The sequence below is a fragment of the Falsiroseomonas sp. CW058 genome (assembly GCF_050563535.1).
GTDB lineage: Bacteria > Pseudomonadota > Alphaproteobacteria > Acetobacterales > Acetobacteraceae > Falsiroseomonas.
Window position 1 is genome coordinate 198304 of the sequence record NZ_JBNXUO010000006.1, and the last position, 11406, is coordinate 209709.

Annotated in this window: 10 protein-coding genes and 1 tRNA gene; 5 read left to right on the forward strand and 6 right to left on the reverse strand. The window is 65.5% G+C overall.

What is annotated here, in order from left to right:
- Positions 1–24: 24 nt before the first annotated feature.
- Both ACK8OX_RS07755 and ACK8OX_RS07760 read left to right on the forward strand, forming a co-directional pair.
- Entirely contained in the window at positions 25–783 is a 759-nt protein-coding gene (locus tag ACK8OX_RS07755) for a hypothetical protein (protein WP_430663390.1), read from the forward strand.
- Between the two features lie 52 nt (positions 784–835).
- Positions 836–2530 carry a hypothetical protein gene (locus ACK8OX_RS07760; protein ID WP_430663391.1) on the forward strand — a complete coding sequence of 565 codons (1695 nt, stop codon included), beginning with the start codon at positions 836–838 and terminating at the stop codon, positions 2528–2530.
- An 861-nt stretch (positions 2531–3391) separates the two neighbouring features.
- On the opposite strand, the gene ACK8OX_RS07765 is transcribed toward ACK8OX_RS07760, so the two are convergent.
- Positions 3392–3889 (reverse strand): hypothetical protein, encoded by a 498-nt coding sequence (locus ACK8OX_RS07765; RefSeq protein WP_430663392.1) that lies wholly within the window; start codon positions 3887–3889, stop codon positions 3392–3394.
- A 451-nt stretch (positions 3890–4340) separates the two neighbouring features.
- Between ACK8OX_RS07765 and ACK8OX_RS07770 the strand changes: the two genes are divergently transcribed.
- Both ACK8OX_RS07770 and ACK8OX_RS07775 read left to right on the forward strand, forming a co-directional pair.
- Complete coding sequence (locus ACK8OX_RS07770) at positions 4341–5735, forward strand: toll/interleukin-1 receptor domain-containing protein (RefSeq protein ID WP_430663394.1); 1395 nt, start codon at positions 4341–4343, stop codon at positions 5733–5735.
- On the forward strand, positions 5732–7258 hold the full coding sequence (locus ACK8OX_RS07775; RefSeq protein WP_430663396.1) for an argonaute/piwi family protein: 1527 nt from the start codon (positions 5732–5734) through the stop codon (positions 7256–7258). Before ACK8OX_RS07770 ends, ACK8OX_RS07775 begins: the two co-directional genes overlap by 4 nt.
- A 27-nt stretch (positions 7259–7285) precedes the next feature.
- On the opposite strand, the gene ACK8OX_RS07780 is transcribed toward ACK8OX_RS07775, so the two are convergent.
- The 4 genes from ACK8OX_RS07780 to ACK8OX_RS07795 form a co-directional block, all read right to left on the reverse strand.
- Positions 7286–7780 (reverse strand): hypothetical protein, encoded by a 495-nt coding sequence (locus ACK8OX_RS07780; protein ID WP_430663397.1) that lies wholly within the window; start codon positions 7778–7780, stop codon positions 7286–7288.
- 23 nt (positions 7781–7803) lie between these two features.
- Complete coding sequence (locus ACK8OX_RS07785; RefSeq protein ID WP_430663398.1) at positions 7804–9447, reverse strand: RNA-directed DNA polymerase; 1644 nt, start codon at positions 9445–9447, stop codon at positions 7804–7806.
- A 165-nt stretch (positions 9448–9612) separates the two neighbouring features.
- On the reverse strand, positions 9613–10173 hold the full coding sequence (locus tag ACK8OX_RS07790; protein ID WP_430663399.1) for a histidine phosphatase family protein: 561 nt from the start codon (positions 10171–10173) through the stop codon (positions 9613–9615).
- Between the two features lie 224 nt (positions 10174–10397).
- Positions 10398–10472 (reverse strand) — tRNA-Gly (locus ACK8OX_RS07795).
- Positions 10473–10592: 120 nt separating this feature from the next.
- On the opposite strand from ACK8OX_RS07795, the gene ACK8OX_RS07800 reads away from it, so the two are divergent.
- A complete protein-coding gene (locus ACK8OX_RS07800) occupies positions 10593–11111 on the forward strand; it encodes a prolyl-tRNA synthetase associated domain-containing protein (protein ID WP_430663400.1) in 519 nt (172 codons plus the stop codon).
- A gap of 3 nt (positions 11112–11114) precedes the next feature.
- Here ACK8OX_RS07800 and ACK8OX_RS07805 read toward each other — a convergent pair.
- Positions 11115–11406, reverse strand: a 292-nt coding sequence (locus tag ACK8OX_RS07805) for a DUF3597 domain-containing protein (protein WP_430663401.1), incomplete at its 5' end; no start/stop codon positions are given.

Here is an 11406-nt window from a genome sequence, read left to right on the forward strand (position 1 = left end):
CACACGAAGACAGGAGAAATTCATATGACCTCTCAGCAGCGCTATATTCCGAAGTATGCGGCCCAGCGCGGTGAGTTCGAGGAGCGTCCCCGCGTTGCGCCGCTTATCCTCAAGTCGCCGACCGGCCGCACCCGTCTGCTTGGTCTGCCGCCGTTTCAGACCCTCTCGAAGGCGATATTGCCTCCGCCCGATCTCGTCGCGGGGATCGATGAACTCCTGATGGCCGGCAGGGATAGCAACAGCCACGCCGTGTGCCAGCCCCCGGTCTATGTCTTCGTCCTTGACCTGTGGATCGATGGCCTTGGGTTGAACTGGTGCTCGAGTGTCGGACTTACGTTCGTGCGTAGCCTGGAAGCCAGCCGCCGCGGGTGTGGAATCGTCGGACTCACTCCGGCGGAACGCGAAGTGGCCATCGCGAACGTCTATGCGGTGAGCGTGGCGTTCGGGATGCTGCTTCTGTCGTCTTCCTGCGAGCCGCTCATCCGAAACCTGTCCAGTTACCTGGAGATTCGAGAGTCTCATCTGGATGCGGAAGGTGTGCATCGCTTCGCGCTTCGATGCTTGATGCCCTACGACGTTTCAATCGGCAGCCTCACCGTTCGCCCGAAGCGCTACTTGGAGCACGATACGCTGGCAGCCACGGTTTCGCGGCCTGGCTTGCAGCATCGGATCACTGCGATCTCGCATCTGGAGCGGCGCCGGTCGATCAGCGCGTCGCTTGGTTGGGAGCGGCGTGGAGCTGTGAAGGCAGCGATTTCGAAGCTGTTGGCGCAAATGTCCTGAGCATGCCCGACGCGGCTGTCCAACTGAGAGGCGCCGCGGAGTGCTACTGCCAATGCGTCCTGTTGAAGACCGCCTTGGCCGGCATTGGGATTGCCGCTTCGCCGAAGCTTCGGGCGGCGATCCTCAATGCTCGCTCGCGTGGGCGTTGAAGCATGAACTACGTCTGCTTGCTGGGAGGAATCCCCCACCACGGACGGTCGCCGTCGGGCGCTTTGCCCGCCGTGCACGGGCGGCCGCCGGCCCGCGTTTACTGTCGCGCCCGTCGGACGTGCACGGCCGATGCAGCGGCTTGCGCGCCAGGTGCCGGTCAGGCGAACGTGGTGCGACCACCCTGCTCGGGTTCATGCCGTTGTCTGCACCGCACGACCTCGCTGGCCTGATCGCCTGGTCTCGTCGGCCTGAGTGGCGCGAGCCCTTCGGCACGCTGCTCAACCGGCATGTCGGCGAGGCCTGCGCCGCCGCCGGTATTCCGCCGGCGGACATCGGCGAGGTGCTGGGCGACGGCGCCGTCAGCACCGTCTTCGGCGCGGTGTTCGAGGATCTTCTCGGCCTTACCCTTCCGGACGGCCGAAACCTCGCCGACGAGTATCTCCGCCGGCGCGGCTGGAAAGAGGGCGTCGGCACGCGCGACTACATCGCCGCGCTACGCCGCACGCCGATGAGCCTCTTCGAGGTGAGCGGCATCGTGCCGGGCGAGAGCATGATGCTGCGGGACCTCGTCCGCGTCGGCGACCCCGTGAGGGTGATGGAGAAGTCCGGCTCGCGCGGTGCGCGCCAATGGGATCGGCTGGCGACGCGGCTGATCCGCCAGGGCGACCGCGCGGTCATCAGCGGCGCGCTGATGGTCTTCGACTTCGATACCAGCGAGGCGCTGCTGAAGGCGCTGCGCGGCACCTTGGCGAGGGCGCCGGGCGAGGCGGCGGCGCTGGCACGCGAGCTCGGCGTCGCGGTTGATGAGGCGGCGGTTGGCGCCGTGGCCGATGTCGAGCTGGTGCTCGCCGGTGCCGGCTTCCTGTTCACCGCCTTCTGGCTGGATGCGGCGCTGAAGGCCGCGCTGCGCCCCTCCCGCCCCGAGGTGACCAACAGCGCCGGGGAGAAACTCGCCTTCGTCACGGTGCACTTCCCGCTGGCGGCCGACGTCCGCCTCGACGCGGTGCGCGCGGCTCTCGCGAAGGTGCCAGGGTTGCGGCAGGAGAATGCCGGCTTCTGGAACTGGGTGGAGGAGAAGGCCGCGCCGCCCGCCCGCCGCAAGCCGCGGACGCAAAGCTTTGTCACCACGATGGACGATGGCGCGGTGGTGCTGGGCAATCTCGAGCTGAAGGCGCGGCGCCTGTCCCTGACCGCGAATTCCGAGGCGCGGGCTGAGCGGGGGCGGGCCCTGCTGGCGGGCGCGCTGGGCGCGTTGGTGGGCCCGCCGCTGGTCGAGCGGGCCGATCTCGACCGGCTGCTCGCCGAGCGGCACGAGCGGCCGCGCCAACCTGCCAGCCTGCCTCCTGAGGTCGAGCGCGAGGTGATCGCCAGGGCGCTTGATGATCACTACCGCCAGGTGCTGGATGAGCCGATCCTGTCCCTAAGCAACCGCTCGCCGCGCACGGCGGTGAAAACGGCGAAGGGGCGGGAGAAGGTAGCTGCGTGGCTGAAGTTGCTGGAGAACCACGGGGCGCGGCGGGAGCCAGGCGACCCGATGGCGGCCTATGACTTCGGCTGGATGTGGCGCGAGCTTGGAGTGGAAGATCTGCGGCGCTGACGGTGGCCGCCAAGCCGCTAGAGCTCCCGGCGCGTGCCCGACAAGGCAGCGTGTCGCGGGTGCATTTTGCGTAACCGCACCACCCTCGCCGATACCTCCCTGGTGATCGGCACGACGGAGCTGCGGCGGGCCTTTCGGCACAGCTGGGTATAGGGCCATCCGGCTAACCGTGCACATGCGATACGGCAACCCTGCCCGTTAAGCCATGTAGGCGGGCTGTAGGGGCGTGGAGGGGCGGCACTGAGGGGTTGGGCTAGCAAACACTGCTCCAGCCCCTCAGTGCCGCCCTGAGGCGCCCCGGCATGGTGGGTGGTGCGGGCCTAGTCACCTCCGGCGCTGCCGCCGCCTCGACTCGTCAAGAGTCACCGACGATGCCTCCAGCTGTGGCGCGGTGGCGAGGCTCCCCGAAGCGGCACGCACCGCATGACCCGCGCCGCGGGCGTTTGCGTATCCGCAAACGACATTCGCAGCCGCTGCACGACGATGCGCATTGACGAGTAGCTCCCGATCAGGCGTTTACGGTCCGACTTGACGGCCTTGAACGTGATCTTCGTGCACTTCGTCATGCCGGCGTTGCTCGACATTTGCTGAGCTGCACATCGACGTGCTCCAGCACGGGCGAGTGCGACAGCGCCGCTGAGCAGCGCGGCACGCGGCGTGACAGCGAGTCAACGCGTCTACGGGGCCGCTACAGCCGTTAACTGCCTGTCTTGAGCCGCCTGCGTCGTGCTCCAGGCATAGCTCGCCGATGTTGATCCGGCTCTTCCTCCGTGCCTGCGCATTGGCGCGGCGCACATCATCGGGCTGCCCCTACATTATCGATTGGGCGCAGCGCGTTGCGCGCCCCTGAAGAGGGCGTGTTCACGGCTCAGCTAGCTGTCTTGCGGGCTGAAGCGACGAGTTGGCCACGCGGGCCTGGGGAACGTAGAGCACCATGCAGTCGAGTGCCTCACCGCCACGGACGAACTTGATCTGGTAGCTGGCCCAGCGCCGTACGTCCCGCGGTGGCGCAACGTCCAGCTGACCGCAGTTTCGGTGGCAACTCGACCAGAGGGGCTGTGCTGCATCGCTCAGGAGAAACTCGACATAGCGTGCCGGCGCGTAGAGTGAGGCATGCACATGCGGGTTGGTGTCGGGGTTCTCCAGCATGCCGATGGCAGCCGGCCGGTCCGCGGGCGGCACGCGGTTCCAGTTCCTGCCGTCGACCACCCGCTGCAGCTTGTTCATGAACAGGTGGATGGTGGATTGCAGGGTGTCGAAGTTGAGGGCGTGCTTCAAGTTGAAGCTGACGGCCAGGTCGGGTCGGCGGTCGGCGATGAAGCTGTGCAGGGCGTCGCGATGCTGGCGGCGGTCGAGCATTCTGGTGGTCCATGTGTTGGGGCGACCGGCGGCGTGTTGCCGCCGGTCACCCCTTTACCGGGCACGGCACCTGCTTCTTGGGTCGCGGCGCAGGACACCAGCAGGGCTCGAGGGGTGGAATCCCTGCCATCAAGGGGAGAGGCGGCGGCCAAACCCATCGCCGGGGCGGCTGTAGGGGCCGCCTGCGCCTTCGGGGCAGCCCGCGCGCACCTGGGGGCCGCCCCACCGCTTCAGGGCCCCTACAGGTCCGCCTACGCGGGCGGGGCGGCCATCCGCAGCGAGGTGCCGGGGGCTGGCCAAGGGGGCAGGCGTCTGCCGGGTCTGCCTGGAGCACTTCGCACCGCCGTCGAAGGCGGCGGCGCGGCGTGTTGAGGGACGCGGCGGTAATGCCGGGCGAGGAGGCGCTCGCGGGCTATTCCGACGCTCGATCCGACTCGTGTATTCCTACTGGATGACGACTCGGCGCCTCGTCTTTCTTGGTCACGCCACGCCTCAGGACAACGCCTTCACGCTCTGGCTTGGGGCGCGCCTGACCGCCGCTGGATACGATGTATGGTTCGACCTTAAGCGTCTAAAGGGCGGCGAGACCCACTGGGACGACATCGAGGACGCACTACGCAACGATTCCGCCGCCTACATTCCGATACTCTCGATGGCGTCCATCAGCCGCACGAAACGCGGCTTCCACGACGAGTTGGGCATCGGAGTTCAGGTGCTCCGCTCGGGGGTGAAGAACTTCATCATTCCGGTGCGGCTGGAGGACATCCCCGCGGTGCCGCCACCCCTCGTTCAGGTGAACTATGTGGACTTTGCCCGCGGGTGGGTGAAGGGATTGAAGCAGCTCCAGGAGGCGCTGCAGAAGGCGGGCGTCCCTTGCCGTTCCATTCAGGACGGCGCGGCCATGCGGGCTTGGCGCGACCACCAAGCGGCGGTCTCGAAGGCCGCGCGGGCCGAGAGGAGACAGGAGACGCTCAGGACGAATTGGTATCCCGTTCTCGGCCTGCCGCCGATGATCAACCTCGTCGCCTCGCCGATGATGCGGGAATCGTGGGACGCGCTAACCGCGCGGCTCGCCATCCCCCACATCAAGTTCGGCGACTGCATCGCGACCTTCGCTTCCGCCCAGGCGGTCGCTGATGCCCTGTCGCTTCCGGGGCAGCTTGCCACACCTGCCTCCGTGAGGACCGCGGACTTCCTCGCCAGGGGGAGCAGGGATGCGGAGTTCAAGGTCGCGCCAGCTGACGCCCGACGCATGGTCACCGACCTGTGCAACCGAGCCTGGTCGGCCTTTGCCAGGTCCCGCGGTCTTCTCCCCCACGACATGGCGCACGCGACCGTCTGGCAGTTCGCCGACGGGTTCGCGCCAGACAACAAGGGCTGGTATGCGGGGGCGAACGGAAAGCGCTCCTGGCGGCAGCTGGTGGGACGGAAGGGCAAGCTGGGCACGCTTTGGCACGTCGCCCTGTCCGCACGATTCGAGTTACGCGAGCCAATGCGCCTCCAGGTCCGCACGCACGTGGCCTTCGGACCGAAGGGCGGCCCCCTCCTGACTGATAAGAACAAGGTCCAACGCCTTCGGAAGTCGCTTTGCGGCGGCTGGTGGAATGACGCGTGGCGCGACAGGCTCTCCGCGGCGATGGCCTTCCTTTCCGACGAAGAGCCGCGGATCCGCATGGAGGTCGGCGACGCGCGCGTCGAGATCGCGGCGCACCCGCTGCTTCTCAGCACGGACTGGTCCTTCGACCGGGACCCGGAGGACGACGAGGCAACCGAGGCCGAGGACATCGAGTTCGACGAAGTAGTGCAGGCGCCGGAGCGCCCGGACGACGGCGAGGACGAGGGATGACCAGCCTCCCAACCATCCTCCTGCCCGAGCCCGAACTGTCGTTCGGCCACGGCCAGACCGCGGACAACCCGAAGGACGGCCTGTTCCTCTTCGGGCCGGTCATCGACGAGACCCACCCCCGGCAACTTCGTCTCGGCGTGATCGGCACGTCCGAGGGCCTCGGTCGCTACGACCGTTGGGCCGCACGGATGCGCGGTTACATCCCGGTGCCCGACGGGGCGAGGGCGCACCACATGCCCTGGCCGGGCTTCGAGGCGGCGTTCGCGTGTGAATGGCCGGAACGGCCTATGGCGCGCATCGCGCTGCGGCTCGACGACTTGGTGGACGCTATCCAGATCAAGTCCCGCCAGGAGGCCGTCTACAAGGCAGTTGGCCTTTACTTGAACCCAATACTCGCCCACCTCCGGCGCGAGGAGGCTAGGCCGACGCTCTGGTTCGTCCTCCTGCCGGAGGACATCTACCGCTACGGCAGGCAAGAGTCGGTAGTCCCGCGCGACCGCCAGCGACCCGGGGACACCCGCGCCGGATCACGGCTCGTCCGGTCCAGCATCGCCAGGGGCCAAGGCCTGCTCTTTGCCGAGGACAACGCCGCAGCGGAGCTTCACAAGTTCTCTGCCGATTTTCATAACCAACTGAAAGCCCGTTTGCTGAAGGAGCGGGTCGCCGTGCAGCTCCTGCGCGAGACAACCATCGCCCCGGACGACTTCCTGTCGAACACGGGCCGCCCGGTGCGGCGCCTCCAGGATGAGGCCACCAGAGCTTGGAATCTCGGGGTGGCCACATTCTTCAAGGCTGAGGGAAAGCCGTGGGGCCTCGCTGCCGCGAGACCGGGCGTCGCATACGTAGGTCTTGTCTTCAAGCACGTTCCCGACGGGCCCGAGACTCACGCCTGCTGCGGTGCACAGATGTTCCTCGCCTCCGGCGCAGGAACGGTCTTTCGGGGGGCGATGGGGCCTTGGCGGAGCAAGGACCGCCGCGAGTTTCACTTAAGTCGCGCGGCTGCCGCCGATCTCATCGGAGTTGTCGTCGAGGAGTTCCGGGCTAAGCACGACGGCGAGGCCCCGAAAGAACTGTTCGTCCACGGTAAGATTGGCTTCTCTGATGAGGAGTGGGAGGGCTTCGCCTCGGCTGTGCCCGCCGAGACGAACCTCGTTGGCGTGCGCATCCGCCAAGTAAGTGATCTGAAGGTGTTTACCCCCGGCAAGATGCCACTTTTACGCGGCCACGCGCTGCTGCTCGCGCCGAGAAAGGCGTTTTTATGGACCAATGGCTTCGTCCCCCGCCTCAACACCTATCCTGGCTGGGAGGTGCCGCGTCCCCTTGCCGTGGACCTCGTGCGCGGCGATGCTGACATGGAAGCGGTGCTCGGGGACGTTCTGGCGCTGACGAAGCTGAACTACAACTCGGCGGACTATGCGGTCGGGCTCCCGGTGACGTTGGGCTTTGCGGACGACGTGGGCACAATCCTTACCGCTGCACCGACGGACGACACACCGCCCCTTCCGTTCCGCTACTACATGTGAGGCGTTCCACCCGCGCATTGGGCCGCGCTAGGGGATATGTCGCGCTGCGTTGCGCAGCAGCGCTACGAAGCTGCGCTTGGCGCCGTAACGCCGGAGCAGGTCCTCAATGAAGGCACGGTGCTCGGCCTCCTCGCCGCGCCGAGCGCATAGCGCGGCCATGCGGGCGACGAGCCGGCAGGCCTCCTCGTAGCCCTGCCGGTTCGTGAGCGCGACCTGGCGCTCGACCAAGCCAGCATACGCAGCAAGCGCCCCCTCCGGCATCGCCGCCTCGCTCGCCTCGGCAAGGCGGCGCAACGCGTGGTCGGGCAGGCCGGGCGCGCGCGTCACCGCCCAGGCAGCGTCGAGCCGGCCCTCAGCCAGCAGGATGTCCGCCAGCAGCGTCGCGAGGCCGGTGTGCTCCCACGCCGCCGCGGCTCCCTTGCCGGCGGCGAGCCGCCCCTCGACCAGCGCCACCGCGCGGTCAGCCAGCGCGATGCGGGCCGGCGAGCCCAGTGCGCCAACCCGCGCGGCCGGGATCAGCATTCCGCTTCGCGCGTATTTGGCCCCTATTTTGACATTGCCCTAGTGAGCAGTTCGTTCAGGACACCAAGAGCTCCCCACTGCGCCTTGGCATTGTTTCGTTCAACTTTCGGCCAGTATTGGGACGAGAAATAGATTGCTGCCTGCACATAGGGAGAGACTGCTGGGTAGATGCTCACCAAGGCGCGGCGTCTGGCTGCATCACCATAGCGGCCAACATAGATCGCGGCCGCTGCTCTCGTCGCGTCATGCGTCGATCCGTTCCTCAACAGATGAAGTGCCATTCTTACTGGGGTGTCGTCGTTTGGCTTTCTCATGATCAGGGCAGCGAGGATCCACATCGCCTGCCAATCCATCAATGACCGATCTCCAAGATTCTCACATAGAAACGAGTAAACCGATGCGTCATCAAGAAATTTTGCCAGATAGGCCATGTATATTTGCGACATAGAAGGGCGCTTCTTGAAAGATTCAAGGACATGCTCAACCGCATATTCCGAGGACGCCTTAGCAAACAACGGGAGGCAGAATCTCTCAATATTTTCCTCGTGGCCAGGATGATCTGCGATGGCATCAAAGAGAAGTTTTGTTGCCTCCAATTCAAGGGGGTCGGCCGTTCCCCTTTCGCTCTCCGCTTCGGACTTCTCTCCTTGATTTTCAGCGTCCCACTCTGACTGGAAACCATAGTCAGACTGGAAGTCTTCCTCTTCGATCTGGCCTGAAATTTCCTCGACGGCCTGCTCAAATAAAGCTTCGAGATCTGGCTCTTCTGCATTTAAGGCAGTTTTTGGAAGGATTGCAGACTTAGCTTCATTTAGAACAAGATCGTAGCTCCTCAGTTCGGGGATCAACCACCGCATAAGGTGCTCTGCTGCATCAACGCTACCAACAAAGATATACATGTCATCGACATAGCGCGCCGAAGCAATATTTTGGTCGGCAAGGGAGCGGTCAATCGGCTCCATGTAGAAGTTTCCAAACAGGTCAGACGGGTAAATGCCCTGAATGATGCCCCTAGAACTCCTGTCCCCTGTGTAGGCTGTTAGTATCGCCTCCAAGCGCGACGCAAATTTTGCGGGAAAACCTGCGTCTGTTAGAACGTTAATCAAAGTGTGCTGATTGATAGATCCGAAAAAATCTGCGACATCTATCCGAACAATATACTTCAAATCGCTCTTTGATGAGTGCTCGGCGAGATTCTTCTGGAGTTCTGCCCAGCATGCGCGTGTCGGCTTGAACATATTCGGGGCGTTCTCCCCTTCAAGCCTATGACTAAATGAGCGTGCGTGATCAGTCTTGGCTTCGATGATTGGAGCAGCCCTGTCAGCTAGGAATTGGTAAAGCAGGCGATCTTTAGGCAGGAGAATGCTGCCCGGTCGGGAATACGTGGGGCCAGGCCTTGGCGGTCTCGCTCTAACTTGCATCCGGTGCGATTTGGGAACTTCAATTGTCAACGGGAGGCTTGGCTTGTGCTGGCCGTCCTTGAGTTCCCGCTTGAGAAGCTCAGCAAGTTCCTGGCCGGCTTTCCGGTAAATGAAGCCAATATGCGGCGCATAGATGAAATCCGAGCGCAGGTCATGAATGATCCGCTGAAGTGACAAGGACCAAGCCGTATCGGGAATCTCAGAGAGATCCATTCCGAACGGCTCTCCGAGCTTGATGTCGCCCAAGGTTGGTTCCTCCGGACCCCGCGCCGAACACAACCTGCTCGGAATGAACGGCACAATCAAGTTCTATGAATTCCCGACGCATTCGCCATCGAGCGTCTTGTAACGAGCGACCGCCCCGGGTTCGATGCAGCTCTTGTGTCCGGCTGTGCTTACTCTCGCGTGCGGTTACGGTCGGATGCGTCCGACGACTATGAGCGCTTTGCCCTCCCGCCGTAGCACGACGCCCTCGCCAGAGGCGGGCACGATGCCGGTTAGGGCAGTGATGTTCACTTGATGCGTGCTCACCACCAGCGCGCCGGGGCCGTTCCACGCCATCAGGATGGCCCGAGCTGCCACTGTCTGCGCTGGCCCAGCACTCCGGTCCGCGAAGAAGGAGTTGAAGGCGGGCTCGTCCACGGCGCGGCCTGGGAAGGCGAGCTCGGCTGTCTCCATCGTGCGGCACCACTCGGAGGCGAGCACCGCGCCTACGACGATATCGGCAGCTCGCAAGGCTTCGCCGATGCGCCGGGCCTGGCGGCGGCCGGTGGCATCGAGGTTGCGCTGGGTGGTGCAGTCGCCGAGGCGCATGCCGGCTGGGTCGCCGCCGCCGGGGGCAATGGCGTGGCGGAAGAGGACGATGCCGCCTTCGCGCAACGCCTGCCACGCCGCCTGATCCGCCTGGGCGCGGCCGGGCAGCACTGCCAGCGCGACCGCGAGAGGCAGGAACTGGCGTCGGCGAAGAGGCATGGCACCCCGCGACATGGCGGCGGGGGCCGGGTTGGGAAGGCCGCAAAGCCGTCTGCTACGAAGCGGTTTGTGCGGTCAGGTCGCCGCCGTTCAGCTTCGTTCGCCGAAAACCGCCAACAGCCACGCGAAAACGGCACCCTATCCGGCACCCCGCGGAACAAACGTTCTGGTGCGCCCATCTGGGCCAAAATCGCTCTAAGTGGCTGATTTGCTGGGGTTTTCGATGGAGCGGGCGAAGGGATTCGAACCCTCGACCCCAACCTTGGCAAGGTTGTGCTCTACCCCTGAGCTACGCCCGCGCTCCGTCGGCGTGGCGGGTTCCTACCATGTTGCGCGGGGATTGCAAGCCACCCTCGTGGACAAGCTGCGCTGTGCGCCCTCTCATCATCGCCCCACATGCCTGGTGCCTGCATCCGACCATGCCCGATACGCCGGACACCCTGCTCGCGCGCCTCGTCTCCCTCGGGATCGAGGCGCGCACCGTCCGTCATCCGCCCGTCTTCACGGTCGAGGAAAGCAAGGCCCTGCGGCCGGACCTGCCGGGGGGGCATTCGAAAAATCTGTTCCTCCAGCCGGCGAAGGGGGAGGGGCCGTTCCTGCTTGCGGTGCTGGAGGAGGACCGGCGGGTTTCGCTCAATGCCCTCGCCCGCGCGGTCGGGGCGCCGCGGATGGGGTTCGGCGGGGCGGCGGACCTGCTGCGGCACCTGGGGGTCGAGCCGGGCTCGGTGACCCCCTTCGGCCTGGTGAATGCCGTGCCGGGGACGGTCCGGCCGGTCTTCGACCGGGGGCTGATGGAAGGCCACCCCTGGGTCAACTTCCACCCCCTGACCAACACCATGACCACCGCGATCCGCCCCGCGGACCTGCTGCGCTTCCTGCGCCTGCTCGGCCATGCGCCGGAGGTTGTGGAGATGCCGGCCGCGCCGCCGGCCGGCTGAGCCTCAGCCCTTCAGGCTGTCCGGCACGCGGCCGCCATTCTCGGCGAGCTTGCGCATCACCGCCCGGTGCAGCCAGATGTTCATCTCCGCGCTGCCGTCCTGCGGGCCGGTGTAGCCGAGTTCCCCGGCGAGTTCCTTCCGCGCCGCGAGCCCGCTGTCGAGGTCGAGCAGCTTCATCAGGTCCACGATGGAGGTTTGCCAGTTCAGCTTCTGCGGGTTGCGCGCTGCCATCTCCCGCAGCACCGCCTCCACATCGACCGGCGCGGCGGGCGCGGCGGCCGCAGGCGCCTGCGCG